This is a genomic window from Rhodomicrobium sp. Az07 (assembly GCF_018619475.1).
Taxonomy (GTDB): Bacteria; Pseudomonadota; Alphaproteobacteria; order Rhizobiales; family Rhodomicrobiaceae; genus Rhodomicrobium.
On record NZ_JAHFZG010000028.1, the window covers coordinates 1 to 16,500 of the forward strand.

The following is a 16,500-nucleotide window of genomic DNA, read 5'->3' on the forward strand; positions in this document are numbered from 1 at the left end:
CAGACCACTCGAAATCCGTCAGATCGAAGCGCGCCATGAGAAACTCCCTCGTTTGGGAGTTTGAATCACAGCGCGCCCGATTCGGGAATCCCTTTATGGGTTTATCACCTAAGGGCTTCCGATGGCATGGATGCCAACGAGCTTACAGAGCGCGTCATGGAAGAGCTTGCGTTGGATCGGTCGAACGCCGCGCTCGTGAAGAAGGTGCGGGATCGCGTCGGCGTCGCCCTTCTCCGCTACCACGCTCGCGGATACCTTAAGCAAGGCCAATTACGAAATAGGATGAGGGTTTGGCGCTGTGCATAAATTAGTCCTCCTTAGAGGCTGGAGGCGCTATATCATCGTCTTTGGACAGAAGAAGAACTCTATTGAATATCTGCGAAAGTTTGAAAAGTGCGAAACCTACAGGCACTACGGTTATGATTGAGTAAACAAAGAAAAAATACCCGACACGCGATATGGCAGATGCGTGCGTAGACGCTGTTGCAAACAACATAAGAAGGCAGATCGCTTGGATAACGATAAAATGCACGAACATATTCATCGTCTTTATGAATAAGGAATCGTCCTTTGTGTATGATATAATTTTAAGAAATGCGTTATTCGAGAATGCCAATAATACCGCCATAGCTGTAATAGACAGTCCAAGCAGGCTCGGGATGACGTTGGTAGCTAGACCCGCCCACCCTTCTGAGGTTTCGGTGGGTGGAATATGAAAAGCGGTAGAGAATATAACGGAAAAAAACACATATGGAGACCGGAGGAACTCTTTGGCTCCTCCGTAAATACGCCAATAATCAGAAAATGAATTAAACATTCCTGACCATTGACGGAAATTATCCGATATCTCTTGTTTGAGCGAATAGGAGGATTGCGTCAACGGCGCTTTCGGCGTCGCCGATGAAGACGCCGTATGCGGCTGGGTACTCTTTTGTCGATGCTGATCGCCATTGCCCATCCACAGTTCTCCCCGTCGCTTTAACGAATCCGTTCTTAGACGCGACTTCTGCAACTGCCTTCAATTCCTCATCCGGCTTTAGTGAATCGGCGTCGCGTGCTTTCGTATAGGTAATATCTTGCGTTCCCGCTCCTATAGCATCCAATCGTTCCAATATCTTTGCGGCGTCAGATGTTACATCGTCCGGATTTGGTGTCTTCAAGCGTATAATAATTTTCTTAATTATATCTATATTGAATATTTTATCGACAGCGTCTTTCTCTGGCAAGACCGTCACATTAATATCAATATCCGATCTGAGTTTGTGCTGAGCCGCTTTAAAAAGCTTAGAAAACACCCCGCCTATAATATAAGGGCTAAAATGCTGCCTATCCTGATTTCTGCTCTCAAAATATAGTATGTGCCGTTTTGTGTCAAACACATATCTCATCTGCTTTAGATTTGGCTTAAGATTATCCGGTATTTCTATCCTCTTCAATTCGTCCAATGTTGCTTCACCTTTGCTTATCTGATTAAACCAAGCCCCATCCTTCTGAAGCTCCGTGTAAATAAAAAGGCTTCCCCAAAATAAGTCGCTGTTTTCCCATTTTTGCGCAGAAACAACCATAGCCCTCTCAGACCCTCTAACGAATACTTCGGTGTCAAGTAGGGCAATAAGCAGCTGCTCATAGATTCCTTCCGGATGTGGGTGAGCGGTTACGTTCAAAGCACTGATAAAGAGCTGCCTCCGGCGTCGGGTCATAATCGGTTTTCCGTTGTTAGCTAAAATTTTATCTTTCCCCTTTTGCACGATTCGCAATTTCTACGATTTTCAAAATCGGTCTAGTTCGCCCGTTGCCAATAGCCCTTCCACACCCGGCTCACGGGATGCGCCATCGCGAGCGCCAGCTTCTTCGTTGCGATCTCGCCATTCGATAGACGGCGGTGATCTTCCTTCCAAGCCGCCTCATTGGCGAACTGGTGAAGGTATTGCGCGCTCACGTGGTGATGCTGGCCCATCACCATGCGACGAAGGCGGGCTAAAAAGCTCTCGGCTTGGTTCGTGCAAGCGCCGTTGAGCGAGTAGGCTTCCTGATGGTTGATGCGGAAGGTCTTGTACTTCGCATGGAGCGCATTCCAGTGGCCCGCTTCGTCGGCATGAAGGACGGAGCCGGGAGCCACAATCGTTTCCACGAAGGCGACGCCATCAGCTTCGCTCTTGGTGACGGTGGTGATGGTGCGACCGTCGCGCTGGCGAGCCACGACAACCACGCGACGCTTGCCGGTCTGGTTCTCGGCAAGGCGGCGGTCGATCCGGTTCACCTTGAGGTTTGAAGGCTTCACGTGGCCGCCGAAGTAAGCGCCGTCAACTTCGACCGTGCCGGAAAGGGTTTCGCCCTTTACCTCGGAAGCGATGGCCTCACGGAGCTTGTGAGCGAGAACGAAGGCCGTCTTGTACTGGCAATCGATATCGCGGGAAAGCTGGAGCATCGAAACGCCCTTAGAGGCGTTGGCGAGGATCACGATGGCGGCGAGAAGATCAACGAAGGCCATCTTGCGGCTGGCGAAGATCGTGCCGCTCGTGACGCTGAACTGGTGACCGCAAGCCTTGCACTCGAACTTGCGGCGCGACTTGATCGCGTAAGCCTCGACGCCACCGCAACGCGGGCAGATCGGCTTGCCTTCGGTTTCGGCCCAGCGCATCCGGCAAAACGTCTCGTATGCCTTGTCTTCGCCGCCCTGATAAACAGAGCGCAAGGACAAGGTCCGAGCCGCTGCCGAAAGGAGAAAGTGCTGGGCCATGGTGGCGTCAACCTCAACGATTTTCGTTGAGGTAATACATATCCACCAATATCAACGATGTCAACGCTTTTCGTTGGCCTTGACGAAAATATTCGGCGTTGGTAGGTATGAGTCATGTTGACACCGGAACAAAGCCGCGCCGCGCGCGCATGGCTCGAATGGAGCCAGGAAGACTTAGCGAAACGCGCTAGCGTTGCGCTTTCGACTGTGCGTGATTTCGAGAAGGGAAGGCGAACGCCTATCGCGAACAATCTGGAAGCGATTTCAAGGGTTCTGTCTTCCGAAGGCGTCCAATTGTTGTTCGATGACAGCGGCAAGCCGACTGGTATCAGAATAAGCCGCTGATTATTGGAGAATCCGCAACGCTGCTATAGGACAGAGAAAGCGCGCGGTTGAACCGCGCGCCTCTCCTCTCTATAATAAGAGGAGGCGGAAGAACCGGCCTGCACGCCAGTTCGCCCGCACCGGATACCAGAGCATCCGGTTACCCTCCTTCCCGGCAACTAACCAGCGCCGGGTCTGGCCCGTGGCAAGCGGGACGCTGTGGCAGCCCTAGACATGTTCCACAGCTTGTTTATCGGCCTCGGATGTGGCGTCCGGGGCCGAAACTTTTATTCATCGTCAAGAGGTAAAGGCAGGGTGTCGTTGAACCTTGGATAAACTCTATTGAGTTTTGCCTCGTAATCTTTGTAGTCCGAAGATAGTTTTTGGATCGCCTTTACACCTTCCAGCATTTTCAATAGCTGTTGGTATCCCTCATTCTCCGTGAGATGCTGAAAAAGCTTTTCACTCGGTCTGCCAGACTTACCTCTCTTGACAAGCTTCTGTAACTCCGCGCGCACTCCGGGTGCTAGGCGGTTATATATGTCTTCGGTTCGTCGAGCGAAGACCATGGGGCGTTTTACTGAATTTGGATCATAGGTGTAACCATGCAAACGAAACATGTGCTTGTAAAACTCGTCATCAAATGTTGGCAGCCAAGGGAAAGCATCCTTGGAGACGTATCTCTCTAAAAGCTTTATCAAAGCATCTTTTGTACGCATGTCCTGGAAGCCAGTGGCCTCGTCAACAAGCGCATCGATTGCTACATTCGTTAATGCCTCTAAAAGACGTGTACACGCCTCAGCAATATGGGCCTGTCCTGGAAGTAGCTTACCCGCCATCTGGGCTTTGGCATAAACCCAGCAAACGTCGGGCAACAATTGAGCACGGTATCCCAACGCCTTACCGCCACCCGCGCCACCTCTTCTTTCTGATTCAAAAACGATTGGAGTAGACGAGCGTATTAAGTCATTGGAAATAAAAGGTTCTAAGTTCTTAGCGCGCAAAAAAGCTGGCAACTGGGCGAGGTCCGAATTTGAAGCGCTCTTAGGGTTGGGGAATCGTCCGATGGCAGTTAGAAAACCAGATTGAGTAAGAACCCTTGTGTTGTGTTCGTCGTCTAGGACGGCGCATGCTATTTCGCCAACTCGCAGTACGCCCGATGCAATCGCTTTGGGAAGTGGCCCGTCGTTCTGTTGATCGAACGCACTCCATCGAGCTTGCGCAGCTTGCCGTGCAATCTTTCGCCGCTCGTCGGGCGATAGGGACTCGGCGCGTGCTTTCCCACCTTTGCTTTGAATTGAATTTGGCACGGAAGAACCTCCTAGCAAGCATGCACATCAGATGTCTGATTCCATGCCTACTAGCAAGCACAAAATACAACAAACCGGAGCATGCTTGCTAAAATCGTTCTTCCCTGCGTTTGCTACATAAGTCCGCAAATACGGCTACACTCTTTCCGAGGGGTCTATCCCCGCGCCTGCGGGGGAACCAAATCGCGATCCTCGGATCTACCGACATTAAGGGGTCTATCCCCGCGCCTGCGGGGGAACCTGTGAGCTTGTCCCGGTCCACATCCGGCTCAGGGGTCTATCCCCGCGCCTGCGGGGGAACCTTGCCGCGAGGTGCTGCGCGGCATTCCCGACAGGGTCTATCCCCGCGCCTGCGGGGGAACCCAGTCGCGCGGCACTCTCGAACCGCTGGAGTGGGGTCTATCCCCGCGCCTGCGGGGGAACCGATATGAGATTGTTGCCGACGACTACGCCGATGGGTCTATCCCCGCGCCTGCGGGGGAACCCGTGTACCACTCCGAGGTTTCGCCGATGCAGGGGGTCTATCCCCGCGCCTGCGGGGGAACCCCAATCCTCGGGAAACATGGTCTTTCCTATCGGGGTCTATCCCCGCGCCTGCGGGGGAACCCTCCGCCGACCATTCTCTGCACGCAGTATTTCGGGTCTATCCCCGCGCCTGCGGGGGAACCTCCACCAGTGCTTGCACGTAAGCGTGGAAGGAGGGTCTATCCCCGCGCCTGCGGGGGAACCCAGACCGGATTCGGCCCCTACGCCTACGCCGCGGGTCTATCCCCGCGCCTGCGGGGGAACCGACGCAGGACAGTCCGGCATGACCGGAGACAAGGGTCTATCCCCGCGCCTGCGGGGGAACCTGCAGCCACTCTGCGGAGTAGGCGCGCGGCGAGGGTCTATCCCCGCGCCTGCGGGGGAACCCGGCAACCTTCAAATGAACGCTTACAATCAGCGGGTCTATCCCCGCGCCTGCGGGGGAACCCGCTTTTCGAGGCTTGGCAGAAGCAGGCCATCGGGTCTATCCCCGCGCCTGCGGGGGAACCTGCGGCGCGTCGCCCACCGTGTGGGCAATCACGGGTCTATCCCCGCGCCTGCGGGGGAACCCGCCAAGCCTTTTCCGCCGCGTCGCTCGCCGCGGGTCTATCCCCGCGCCTGCGGGGGAACCGTTTTTTCATCGTTCCCGTATGTCCAGTTTTCGGGTCTATCCCCGCGCCTGCGGGGGAACCTCTAGAGCCTAAGCTCATGACATCGTTTACAATATCAAAGAACCTCGAGTCTGGAAAACCCGAATTTCAACGCACGCCCGAATCACTCCCGGCTGGGCGCCGAGCAAGGAGAAGCCCATCCGCCTCTATAAGGTCTTTCGGCGGTGTTCCGAGCGTCTCGATCGCGATATCTCCCGGTTTAGATTTGTCGCGCCAAACCATCACGATGGCACCGGAGCCAAGACTTCCGTGCCAATCGTGAAGAACACCCCAGACCCGCTCGCGAACCCCTTTCGACATCCTCGGGGACAGGTAAACGCCGGGCGCGATCTCCAGCATCGCCGATCCCAGAAAGCCGCGATATCTCATCTCGACATCGCGCGTGATTACCACGGTGAGGCTCACGACTCGTCCTCGCCAAGCACTTGCTTGATGTGGTCGATCATCGAGGGGATGACCTGCTCTTTCGCAAAGGCGTCCGCCGCGCGTCTGCGAACAAGACGTTCAAGGTCGCCACCGGGTCCCGCCTCTTTCACTGCGCCGAATGCGACCTTTAACGTAATCTTGTCGCGATAAAGGTCTGCAATATCGAGAACGAACGATTGGCCACTGTCTTCATGGATGAAGCCCAGTTGGGGGATGGTGCCTGTCGCTGCAACAGCGATCGCCGCGGCAGCCTCGACCGCGCTCGCGGCATGGTTGATTGCCTTGTTGGGAAGATCGGCAGCGTCCGGATTGGCCCGATCGTATCGCCTTCCCCGCCATTCAATCCCGAAGCTTTGTGCAAGGAGACGGTACGTCTCTTTCATACGCGCGCCTTCGATGCCTCTCAGCACCTCGATATCCTTGGCGGGGACGATTTCGCCGAGCCGGATCGCATACATCCGTCGCGCCACCGCGACGCGGCTTTGCGGTCGGGCCCAGCGCGTGACCTGCCGGCGCGCCAACGCCGAGCTGTCCGGGGTTAAAGGCTGCGCGGTGTAAAAACGAACACCCCCAACGCCAATAGCGGCAAGCGCAGTGCCGTGGTTCGCGAGAAGCCGCAAAGCGTCATGAGTGACGCTCGATCCCGGACCAAGGAGGATCATGGAGACCGACTGATGGGGGATCTGGTAATCGCCAGCAGGCCAGTTGCCGCTCCCCGCTGTCGTAAAGCGAAGGCAGCCATCCTCCACTTCGAGGCGGCCGCGTTCGAGCCAGAGAAGCCCGTGACGATCCGCGTGGGGAATGCGTGCCTTTTCAAGTCCCAGCCGACCGAGAAGCAAGCGGTCCTCCTATCGGGCTGGGCGAAGAAGAAGCATGCCATAGCCGTAGGCGCCATGGCGCCCCACGCCACTAGCGAGGCGAGCGGCGAATTTATCGCTGTCCAAGACTGTCAACTCTCCATGCCAGACGACATCGGGCCCCTGGCGGGTCTCAGGACCGCGCAAGATCGCGCACCGCTCGTATCGGACCATTTTCGCCTGTTCTAGCTTTGCAGCCTCGCCCAAACGCTCTTCGAGCCAGCGGCGATACACAGCCTCGCGTTCAAGCCGGTTTTCCGCCGCATGGCCATCCGGACACGCGCGCAATGTCTCCAGAAGAAAAGCGTCGACTTCGGCCCCCTTGGGAAAAGCGGCGGCGGCCTTGAGTAAACGCCTGACCGGACGGACACGCACATCGAAGGCGAGGCGTCGTCCCGGTTTCCACTTGTCAGGCATGGCCTTTACAGCGAGCGAGGGAAGATCGCAAACCGCCAACGCATCTGGAAGCGCGCATTCTGCCGCGACTTCGCGCAAGTCAGCTTCGTCGGACTGCGCGTAAGAATAAAGCGAGCCATCAGCCGCGCCGGGCGCAACCATCAGGCGGAAGGGCTGCAACGCGCCTTTACCAAAGGTTTCCGACAGCAAATGATGCAGAGCGCAGCCTTCGTCCGCTCGGAAGCCACGCCCCGCGGCCCACTTCCGCAAAGCCCGAAGGCGGATCGGAAGGCTGACGAGATGAAGCGAATTCATGCTGAGATCTCGCGAGCTGATACAGTTCCTTCGACGACTTTCCGTGTTCCGCCATGCAGGCCGGTGCGCCAGTTGCGCAAATCCGGCAGGTCCAGGATACGCGTAACTTTATCGCCCTCCTCCGGCCCTTCGCCGAGCGGCCAGATGGCACGCATGGCCTTCGCTGGGCTCTTGGAATCCGCTGTTGCGAGCGTCAAGGCAGCGTGAGCATCAAACGCCTTAACGTCAGCCCGCCACAGCAGCGGGGTCGAGGGAAGGCACGGCTTTCTGCCGATGAAAATTGGCCGGGCGGGACGGTCGAGCGCCGCCGCCAGGGTGTCGAGATCAGGCGTTGCCGCGTCCGGCTCGAGACGCAGAGCGACCAATATGCAGGCGTCCATGTGGTATTCGCGCCTGCGCCTATGCGGTGCACCATAGCTCGCACCGTCACGACCTTCGAGCTTACCCCACGTCGTCCAGCCTTTGTCGTTCTTTTCAAGCCGGGCGTTCTGCGTGTCGGTCAGCAGGCCTGTTTCGTCGCGATCTAGGCGGGCCGCAAAGATCAGGCGATCCTGCAACGCCTGATGCTTTTGCCATTCCGTACGCTCCCAGCCTAAGACGTTGGCTAACAGCCCCGTGAGCATGGAAAGCGCCGGGAAGTCCCTTGTGATGCCCACATGATCGATGGCGACACCGCCAAACGCAAGCAGAGGTGCCTGAAGCCTGAGAACGAGCCAACGCTTCTCAGGCATTTGATGCCTCCGTCGTCCGCGCCTGCGCCCAAGCGGCGAGATCGGAGAGCGTTCCAAGCGTGACGTCGGAAATGTTTAAGTCGGAAAGATTGAGACAAATGCGGCTCTCACCTGTGGCATATGCCTGATCGAAAAGCGCGAGCTTGGTGGCAAGTTTTTCAACCGCGTCATCAAGGTCGGGTTTCGCTGGCTTGCGGAAGGCCTCGGCAAGGCTTCGCGGTTGGCGATCACCACCTTCCAGCAGGATGAAGCCTGCGCGCCCATAAGGCGCCGTGGAACCGAGCTTGGCGCCAGGCGAAACTTCCGCAATGAGATAGACGAGATTGTGAACCACCCTTGCGGCAAGCTCGGTATCGCCGCCGCAATTGGCGATGAGCCCCGGAAGATCTATGACCGCATAGCCGTAGAAAAGCCCGCAAGTCAGTTCCGTCTCCTGGATGGTGTCTGCACCTGCGTCGTCGTCATCTTTCTTGAGGTCGTCAACGGCGGTAAAATAATCGCCTTCAGCCTCCTCGCCGTGAACTGTAAAGGCATGTGCAACGTGAACCGGCGCGTCGATATTGGCAGCAGGATCGGAGGTTACCATTCGACCGAACAAGGCAGCGGTGAGCCCGCCAGGCAGAGCGCAATTCTCGGCCATCGCTTTATAGTTCTTGTCTTTCCGCCATTCGGAGACCGCCTTTTTGGCGGCAGCGGCGTCATTTGCCCCCGACGCCAATCTTTCCGCCTCTCGTGCCAACCAATCCAACTCAGGCTTGCCAAGCAGGAGTGTCTGCCGGCTTTTCTTTCCCTTGTCGGCCTTATCGCCATACACAAGTTGTTGGAATTCGGGTTCGAGCACATCGACAACGCTTGCAGGGAAGCGCCCCTTGAGCGGCGCGATGACCTTTTCCGTCACCAGTTCTCGCGAGCGCAGGGAATCGACGTAGCCGGCAATCGTTTGCAGCGCATGCGGATCTTCCGCCAAGCGCCAATGGCGTTTGAGGCACTGAGATGAAATGCGGATGCGCGAGGCACCGCCAAATGTCAAGCGTTTGGCGAGTCCGGAGTCGTCGCGATTAAGAAGCGCGGCTGTGTAAGAGTGCAGCGTATGAATTTGTAAAAAGCGGGTTCTGGTCATTTCATATCGTCCTTAGCGTCGGAAGAATGGGCCACGGCGTCGAGCCGCGCGTAATAAGCTCGTGCTATCTCTCGGAGCGGCTTAGTCGGATTGCCCGACAACAGCAGCGTAGCGATTTCGACGCAATTGACGCCGCTGGCGTTGTCGCGCTTCGCGGCGAGCATGCGGGCCAAGCGCAGGAGCGCGTCGCCGAGCAAGCCTTGCGGCGCAGCAAGAAAGCGCGCCAGCCGCGCTTCTGAAACCGCGGGGTTTCTGTTTGGCCCTGTTCCCCAAGCCGCATTGCCGCCGTCGGCCAATGCTCCGCCGAGCGGGCGCTCCGTAACGTGCAGTTTGTCGGAAGGGCGCCTGTCGCCCTTCGGCGTCAGAATGGCCATTATCCGCACAATGGGAGCCCATCGGTCTGGCCGCTCTTCAAGAAAGCCGCACTCCGCGGCGAGACGCCAATAGGCTGGCGGCTCGACATCGCCCGGCGTCATGCGGCGCAACTCGGCCAGATCGCCGGGGCCGAGACGCCGAAGCATTTCGTTCGATAATTTGTCGATGATCTCTTTAAGAGGCATGGGCGCCAACCTCGGAATCGCCGGACACGCGGGTTTCAAACAACAGCGGAAAGGATTTGCAGATCATGGCCCGGAAGGCGCTTTGGGCCCGCGCTTCGGCACGAGGCCGAAAAATGCCGGCGCACGGCATGCTGGGCAAGGCAGCGAAGAAGATTTGCTCAGCCCGCGCCCTTAGCGCCTCCTGGAAGGCACGCTGTGCCGCGACGAGAGCCTCTTCCCCGCTATCCTGAGCCTCAAACCGGTCCCAGAGATGCAGGAAGAAAACGGAGTCGGCCGATCGGTCGAATTGGGTGCGCGCTGAAATTGCCAATGCGTAGTGCTCTTTCTTTATCTTGTCGCGCTCGCCTCCGGCAGCGGCCAGAGCAAGCGCGAAGCGAATCGTCTTCGCGAAATCGTCGATTTCCTCGATTTGCGTTTTGGCGAGTTGGTGAAGTTCCTGGCGGCGGGATCCGAACAAAGCTGCGGCGTGGTTCCCGACCGGGATCACGCGCGATTTGAAACCGTCAGTCTTGCTGTTGCCGCGTGAAAGCGCGGCGCAGACGAGAGCCAGCCTTGAGCAGGGCTTTTCAAAATCTGCGGGGCGGGCGAGTAGAGGTAATTCCCAGTCGCCGGAGAACAGAAGCTCTGTCAGCCGATGATAATCGAAATCGCCCTCGCCAAGTGTGAGGCTCTTGCTTTCAGTCTTGTGGACAGGCGCGTAGGGATCGCCCACCGCGCCCTTGCAGTGCTTCGCGTTGATGCGTGCGGCCGCCGATGTGCCCTTTACAGCGGCAAAATCGCCGCGTTCTTCGAACAAGCGGATGCGGCGGCAGATTTCGATGAACCAGAGGTCCAGTTGGACCAACTGCAGTTGTTCGCCCTCCGGCCAGGGCTCCAGCCAGACCAAGCCAATGCCTTCTTTCGGCGGAAATCCAAGGTGATCATTGGTGGCCAAAGTTCTTTCGCGCGCCGCGATCAGGACGCGAACGTCGCGGCTGAACCAAGCGCCTGGCCGGGGCGACATAGTCTTTGCGCTCGAAGATGAAACTGGCGCCAAGGCGATAGTAGAACGCGACGACGATCCGCCATTCATGCGGGCGATTCCTTGGTTGCCGGCACCTCCGTAACCTTCGCCTGTTTGCAGAGATACCAGCGCGAAAACCCAGTCTTCCGCAGCGCCGCGCCGTGCGACGGCCTGTTTGAGATCGTGGTTTTTTGACGTGATAAGCAGGTCAAGCGCGTCAGGTGAGAACAGCTTGTTCTCAAGCTTGACGCTGCCAGGTACCGGCGATTGAAGAAAAGCAGGCTTAGCCCAGTCGGCGACGGCAAGACGCCACGGTTCGTCTTCGGGAAAATTGGTCGTCAGTGTCCGCAGCAGACTTCGCCACTCCACTTCGTCTCGCGGAAGATAGTCGCGCCCCGCGCGATGCAATGCCAGCGCCGCCAGTTGAACGAGGAACATATGCCAAGCCGGGGCCTGATGCGGCCGCAGCGCCGGGAAACTGTCGATCTCATCGCGGGACAGGGCGGCGAGAACACCCGGCAGCGACATCGCTTCGCCGGGTGCTGTCCGTATGAGCGGCTGAGTGAGAAGATTGTTCATCTCAATTTCCCAGCCGCTTGATTTCTCCCCGCACCTGCGGGGGAACGAGCCTGCCTTCGCTCGGGTTCAGAGCCGACAGAGGGCTATCCCAAGGGTCTTGGGTATCGCCTTGAAACCGTACAATAAGCGCAGCCTCAAGTCCAAGCCAGGCACGACCAGAAAAAAAGGCAGCCCGAAATTTTTGTTCGATGGTGAATTTCACATCAGCCTCCCAATATTTTCACAGATAGGCTCACGATATGGTGTTTCAAGGGGAGTCTGAGCTATTTTACAAACCTGTCAGCTCTTATATCAATAAAGTCCCGCAGCCGCGTAAGAGAAGTGCGCGGTGTTCACATCGAAGCAGACATTGCCACCTTCCCGTCTGGCCTCGACCGGATCCTGCGCATCGATCCCTTGCGACCAATGGGCGGGAAGCGTAACGCCGCTGATCGTGACGCCGAACGGCCCGATAACCGACTCGGTAAAGACGATCCTCGCGCCCTCGCCTCCGAGACGGGTGCGGATTTTTTCTTCATCCGAGGCGAACAGGCTTTGCGAGAAAGGTTCATCCACTTGGAGTGCGACTTTTTTTGCAGAGCCGGCGTCGGCAATATCCTTGCCGATGACATCGCACCAGTAATCGACCCAAGCCTTGCCCAACTCCCGATGCAGTTCCTCGGTCCGATCAGGATGGGTGGCGCTTTCGACCAGACGACGGTTCATCGCTGGTATTGTCCACTCCGGCTCGTCCTCTATCAGACGGCGGGTCAGTTCCAGAATGGACAGGTCGCGATATATGCCTTGCAGGACCCCGGTGACGTCGCGCCATGCGCCCAGGCCGTTCTCAAATGCCGGTGCCAGCAACGGCGCTAACCCATTCTGCGGTGACAGGACTATGCATTGGGCCGTCTCGAAACCTATCGGCCGCGCGAGTCGATGGCGATGCAGGCGACCAATGCGCTGCAGGAGCACATCGACAGGGCAAAGATCTGTAATTAAAAGATCAGCATCGATATCGAGCGATTGCTCTAAAGTCTGTGTGCCGATGACGATTATGCCGTCTTTGCCCCTTTTGTTGGTGTCCGGCGAAAGCGCTGTCTCGACTGACATATCGAGCAACTTGCGATCTTCCGGCGCGAAGCGGCTGTGATGAAGCGTCGAAACGCCCGAGGCTTGCAACAGCAGCTTTTCCTCTCCGGCCTGGTGAATAGACTCCCACGTCGCAACGGCCGCAGTGACCGTATTGCGTATGATGAGAACGCGCCCCCCGGACCTGGCGCTCGCGATCGCACGCCGCGCCGCCTCTTCCGGCGCCATCGTCGAAATCAGATTCATGGCGACCAATTTCGGCTCTTGCGATCCCTTGACCGACGCTATATTGGTTGTCCCTCTTCCCCAGACAGTGGGATAAGGGACCGAAGCCGAGTCTGCAAAGGTTTGGTCTCCTTTCTGTCCAAGCCATTTGCGCCGCGCAGTTGAGCCTAGCGTCGCCGACATTAGCATGGCGTAGCCTCCACGGCTGATGTGCATTCTAAGCAGATGATTTAGCACCTCTGTCATATATCGGTCGGAAGCATGGACTTCGTCGAAAACGATGAAGCTGCGGGCCAGTGCCGCAGCGCGCAAATGTGCGTGCTTCACCTGCAGAGCTGCAAGCATGGCCTGATCCACCGTGCCGACAGCAACCGTTGCGGCTAGATAGCGCTTGGCACTTTCCGCCGCCCAGCGGGACATCAGTTTCGCCTCGTCCGGGTCGTCGTCCCAAAGCACCTTCCAGTCCGGCAAAGCCTGTCCTTGAACCGTCCCAGCGCGCAGGTAGCCGGGAACGGCAAGAACTGCTTCCGGTGCTCGATCGGCAAACAATCCAGCCAGAGCCTTTTGGACGCGCCCGTGTATTTGAACCGCTGCCGCGCGCGTTGGCAAAGCGAAGTAGAGTGAATCGACCAGACCCGCTTCAAACAGTCTGACAAAACGCCAGAGCGCTGCTTCCGTCTTTCCGGAGCCAGTTTCCGCTTCCAGAATGACAAGCTGCTCATTCAAAGAAAACTCGGCCGCGAGTTGCTGTTGCGGCCTTGGCGTTTCGTAACCGGTCAAAACCTGAAAGGTCGCTCGCCCTTGCGCAAGAGCTTGAAGTGAGGAGACGTCCAGCCCGATTCCCACGACCGCCCGCCGAGCCCGATCACGCGCCACGACGATATAGTTTGGGTCAAGCGTTCCGATGGGCGTGAAAATGCGAAGGTCGGAACCGATCCAGTCTGCGAGGGACACCAATCCACAAAACAAATGCGAAAAATTTGAACCGGCTGGCAGCGGATCGCCACCCTTTACGAAAGCGGTCGGGAACCAGCGCCGCATCATTTCACCCATCTCTGCGGCTGCCACAACCGGATCGTAGCCGGCGACGGAGGCCCAACCGTCATTGGCCGTGCGGTTAGCTTTCAGCGGCCGACCGTGGTGAGATAACGAGGCATAGAGCAGATCGAAGCTGACGCCCCATTCAGCCAGTTCGCATATGAAAAGATGCTCAGCAATCGTCCGGGGACCATCCGGGCCAAAAATGGAGGCGCCTTCCGCAACATGTCCGCGCAATAGGCGCATCCCAATGCCAGAGGGCCAGCCTTTGGCCTGAAACCCTGGGTGCAGTTTGCCAGCGTCATGAAGAAACGCCAGCACGGCGAGGCGGGCGAACAATGTCGTAGAGAGGCTCACTCCGGCGCTCTGAATGAGCCGTCGGCGGACCGTTGGAATGGATATGATTGCTTCGAAACAGGCAGCGACATCGGCCGCGTGATGAACAAGCCGATGGGAAACGCCGTCGTACAACTTTCCCCATGCACTTCGCTTTGCAAGAGAGAGTGGCAATAGTTTCACCCGGAATATGAGAAGCGAATCAAAAAATTTTGTCTAAATTACCAAGCAAGCTTTGCAAATTATAGAGAAAAAACCGAGAAGGACAGACGAAGCTCGGCGGGAGAAGCTGGGTAGGTGAACGTTCTTTTCGCACGCTGGATTTGCTATCCTGACAGGTTCTGCGCGGCTGACAAATGTCCGCCAAATACAAAACCGACATTCGAATAAGCCGCATTTGTCGGTGATCGGGGCTTTTTATCGCTATAGCTTCCGCTCGCACGGGTTCAGTTTTAGAGAGCTTTCGTGCACACCGCCTATCGTTGCGCAGAAAAATCAATCCGCTCCAGTAACCTCATCGCCCAAGCCGTGAGATACTCGACACGCACCTTCGGCGAACGACATCGTAGGACTTTCGGAAGCCGCTCGCATTCAGCAACAGCTTCCAGTGTTTTCTCTTTCTCGCCGTTCCAACGACCGTTCCTTTCGACCAAGGCGTCGAGAAGTCCGCGCACATCCCTTTCGATATCGCCGAAACGGCGCGGCCGCCTGTAGCGGATCAGGAGTGATGCCAAACCATTCACCCCTGAATGGTCGACGTCAAGTAACACGACCGGTGCTCGACGCGGCGCGGCAAAGATCGCTACCAGGCAAACCCGCCGGTGCCGGCCTGCAACAGAAAAACTTCGCCCAGGCTTCAGGTAGCAAAGAGACATGGAAACCTCTAGCTTCGGTCGAAGCTTGGCGATCAAGCGGATCGCCTTCATCAGCGGCTCGAGTTCTCCGAGGTGTCCCATGCTCGCGCGCTCCAGCACGCGAAACTCGATTGGCGGAAGGCTCGCGCCGAGCGCCTCTTCGGCTAGGCTCGCATCGAACCGTTTCACCAAGGTTGAATCAGCGCGATCCTCACCGACGGCCTTCGCCCTGGATCGCCCTGATCGCGCGCCGTCCGGCACTCCCTGCCGCAACTCGCGCCAGATCACCTTCTCGACAGGCACTTCCACATCGAAACCCGAATCCTTCGGTGGAACCCGCAGCGATCGCTGCCGGATGTCGGTCCGGCTTCCGGTTACTGGCCCGTCGATGGCATATTCACGCTGACACTTCTCTCCATTGCCTTCCGGTTCTGCCCTGGTCGGATCTGGCTTGGCGTAATGAACTCGGCGTAGAGAGGAATGCGAGTACAGCAGTTTCCGGCAAGGAGCCGCTTTTCCGCTGGCCTGAAGGATTTCCAGCACGAGCCATCGGTTGTTCCACTGCACGCCTCTGAAGGTCAGGCGGAAGTTTCGAAGAGGAGGGGGCGAAAAGCTCACATAGCGCTGATCGCGGCTCTGCTTGTAGACGCTATCCCAAGCTTTCCGGCCATCAGGGTGCACCGCGAGCCACGCGAATTCGCGCACAAAAGCTCTGTTAAGACAGGAGACTGGCACCTCACGCGTGAAGCGCAGGTGCAGATCCTCGTAAATGCCCGGCTCCTCGGGGCTGAACAGCGTCATCAGACCGCCCGGATGCATCAGAGCGTTAGCGAGCGTCTTGTTGTGCACGAACAGAAATCGGATCAATTCGATGGCAGGGATTAGATATTCGGTGCGGCCGATTTCGTACTGAAAAAGCCGCTGTACGCCTCCTTGGCGCCCGCCGAACGAGTAAAGCTCCGCTGGAATGATGTCCGAGCCGACTTCCTCGCCCTCCGCGAGATTTGGGATCGTGGCTTTTTCGATCTCGCCGCGTGCTGACGTTTCGAGAAGGCGTCCTTGCGAAAACCGCCGCCCTGGGGCGAGGATCGGCAGGAGGCCGATGTTCAGCGGCCAGACCTTCATCGTCCCGGTGACGATGCCTTTCGTGACCATGCGCACCTGCCATCCGATTTCCGGATGAAGTTGCAGCCCCGCAAGCCAGACCAGTTCGAGATCCTCGGTTTCGGCTTCGAGTGGTTTGATCAGAAACATTCGGCACCGATCTCCAGCCCCGCCGCGGCTCGATGCTCGACGACCCGCAGTGCTTCGTTAGCGGTGTTCTCAGACCATGGGATCAGCGTTTTGGCTGGCGGCATAGGCCCAAGGCATGAGTTCATCGATTTTGCGCATCGGCCAGCCGTTGACGAGGCGTGAGAG

At 57.5% G+C, this 16,500-nt stretch carries 14 protein-coding genes and 1 CRISPR repeat array; of the genes, 1 reads left to right on the plus strand and 13 read right to left on the minus strand.

What is annotated here, in order from left to right; genetic code table 11:
- Positions 1–836: 836 nt before the first annotated feature.
- Together KKP04_RS14760 and KKP04_RS14765 are read right to left on the minus strand one after the other, a co-directional pair.
- Positions 837–1,748 (minus strand): DUF4747 family protein, encoded by a 912-nt coding sequence (locus KKP04_RS14760; protein WP_215033269.1) that lies wholly within the window; start codon positions 1,746–1,748, stop codon positions 837–839.
- Between the two features lie 32 nt (positions 1,749–1,780).
- Complete coding sequence (locus KKP04_RS14765; protein WP_215033272.1) at positions 1,781–2,740, minus strand: IS1595 family transposase; 960 nt, start codon at positions 2,738–2,740, stop codon at positions 1,781–1,783.
- A gap of 114 nt (positions 2,741–2,854) precedes the next feature.
- Between KKP04_RS14765 and KKP04_RS14770 the strand changes: the two genes are divergently transcribed.
- Entirely contained in the window at positions 2,855–3,085 is a 231-nt protein-coding gene (locus KKP04_RS14770; protein ID WP_215033275.1) for a helix-turn-helix domain-containing protein, read from the plus strand.
- Positions 3,086–3,351: 266 nt separating this feature from the next.
- On the opposite strand, the gene KKP04_RS16010 is transcribed toward KKP04_RS14770, so the two are convergent.
- From KKP04_RS16010 to KKP04_RS14825, 11 genes are all read right to left on the minus strand, one after another.
- Positions 3,352–4,374, minus strand: coding sequence for a P63C domain-containing protein (locus KKP04_RS16010; protein ID WP_215033278.1), 1,023 nt, complete (start codon positions 4,372–4,374; stop codon positions 3,352–3,354).
- Positions 4,375–4,523: 149 nt separating this feature from the next.
- A CRISPR array of direct repeats spans positions 4,524–5,591; the repeat unit is 29 nt; unit sequence GGGTCTATCCCCGCGCCTGCGGGGGAACC.
- A gap of 66 nt (positions 5,592–5,657) precedes the next feature.
- Entirely contained in the window at positions 5,658–5,975 is a 318-nt protein-coding gene (gene cas2e, locus KKP04_RS14780; RefSeq protein WP_215033281.1) for a type I-E CRISPR-associated endoribonuclease Cas2e, read from the minus strand.
- Positions 5,972–6,835: a type I-E CRISPR-associated endonuclease Cas1e gene (cas1e, locus tag KKP04_RS14785; protein WP_215033284.1), complete on the minus strand. Its 864-nt coding sequence runs from the start codon at positions 6,833–6,835 to the stop codon at positions 5,972–5,974. Before cas1e ends, cas2e begins: the two co-directional genes overlap by 4 nt.
- 9 nt (positions 6,836–6,844) lie before the next feature.
- Entirely contained in the window at positions 6,845–7,564 is a 720-nt protein-coding gene (locus tag KKP04_RS14790) for a type I-E CRISPR-associated protein Cas6/Cse3/CasE (protein ID WP_215033287.1), read from the minus strand.
- Positions 7,561–8,295, minus strand: coding sequence for a type I-E CRISPR-associated protein Cas5/CasD (cas5e, locus tag KKP04_RS14795; RefSeq protein ID WP_215033290.1), 735 nt, complete (start codon positions 8,293–8,295; stop codon positions 7,561–7,563). Before cas5e ends, KKP04_RS14790 begins: the two co-directional genes overlap by 4 nt.
- Positions 8,288–9,415, minus strand: coding sequence for a type I-E CRISPR-associated protein Cas7/Cse4/CasC (gene cas7e / locus KKP04_RS14800; RefSeq protein ID WP_215033293.1), 1,128 nt, complete (start codon positions 9,413–9,415; stop codon positions 8,288–8,290). Before cas7e ends, cas5e begins: the two co-directional genes overlap by 8 nt.
- On the minus strand, positions 9,412–9,975 hold the full coding sequence (locus KKP04_RS14805; RefSeq protein WP_215033296.1) for a hypothetical protein: 564 nt from the start codon (positions 9,973–9,975) through the stop codon (positions 9,412–9,414). The genes cas7e and KKP04_RS14805 overlap by 4 nt, the downstream gene beginning before the upstream one ends.
- A complete protein-coding gene (locus tag KKP04_RS14810) occupies positions 9,965–11,557 on the minus strand; it encodes a hypothetical protein (RefSeq protein WP_215033299.1) in 1,593 nt (530 codons plus the stop codon). Before KKP04_RS14810 ends, KKP04_RS14805 begins: the two co-directional genes overlap by 11 nt.
- Position 11,558: 1 nt before the next feature.
- Complete coding sequence (locus tag KKP04_RS14815) at positions 11,559–11,759, minus strand: hypothetical protein (RefSeq protein WP_215033303.1); 201 nt, start codon at positions 11,757–11,759, stop codon at positions 11,559–11,561.
- 89 nt (positions 11,760–11,848) lie between these two features.
- Positions 11,849–14,401: a CRISPR-associated helicase Cas3' gene (gene cas3 / locus KKP04_RS14820; protein WP_215033306.1), complete on the minus strand. Its 2,553-nt coding sequence runs from the start codon at positions 14,399–14,401 to the stop codon at positions 11,849–11,851.
- A gap of 302 nt (positions 14,402–14,703) precedes the next feature.
- On the minus strand, positions 14,704–16,335 hold the full coding sequence (locus KKP04_RS14825) for a hypothetical protein (RefSeq protein ID WP_215033309.1): 1,632 nt from the start codon (positions 16,333–16,335) through the stop codon (positions 14,704–14,706).
- Positions 16,336–16,500 lie beyond the last annotated feature (165 nt).

What these genes read in the sequence shown, in the direction of transcription:
- KKP04_RS14765 (WP_215033272.1), bottom strand. Translation starts at nt 2,740, where the DNA reads ATGGCCCAGCACTTTCTCCTTTCGGCAGCGGCTCGGACCTTGTCCTTG.
- KKP04_RS14770 (WP_215033275.1), top strand. Translation starts at nt 2,855, where the DNA reads ATGTTGACACCGGAACAAAGCCGCGCCGCGCGCGCATGGCTCGAATGG.
- KKP04_RS14790 (WP_215033287.1), bottom strand. Translation starts at nt 7,564, where the DNA reads ATGAATTCGCTTCATCTCGTCAGCCTTCCGATCCGCCTTCGGGCTTTG.
- cas5e (WP_215033290.1), bottom strand. Translation starts at nt 8,295, where the DNA reads ATGCCTGAGAAGCGTTGGCTCGTTCTCAGGCTTCAGGCACCTCTGCTT.
- cas7e (WP_215033293.1), bottom strand. Translation starts at nt 9,415, where the DNA reads ATGACCAGAACCCGCTTTTTACAAATTCATACGCTGCACTCTTACACA.
- KKP04_RS14805 (WP_215033296.1), bottom strand. Translation starts at nt 9,975, where the DNA reads ATGCCTCTTAAAGAGATCATCGACAAATTATCGAACGAAATGCTTCGG.
- KKP04_RS14810 (WP_215033299.1), bottom strand. Translation starts at nt 11,557, where the DNA reads ATGAACAATCTTCTCACTCAGCCGCTCATACGGACAGCACCCGGCGAA.
- KKP04_RS14825 (WP_215033309.1), bottom strand. Translation starts at nt 16,335, where the DNA reads ATGTTTCTGATCAAACCACTCGAAGCCGAAACCGAGGATCTCGAACTG.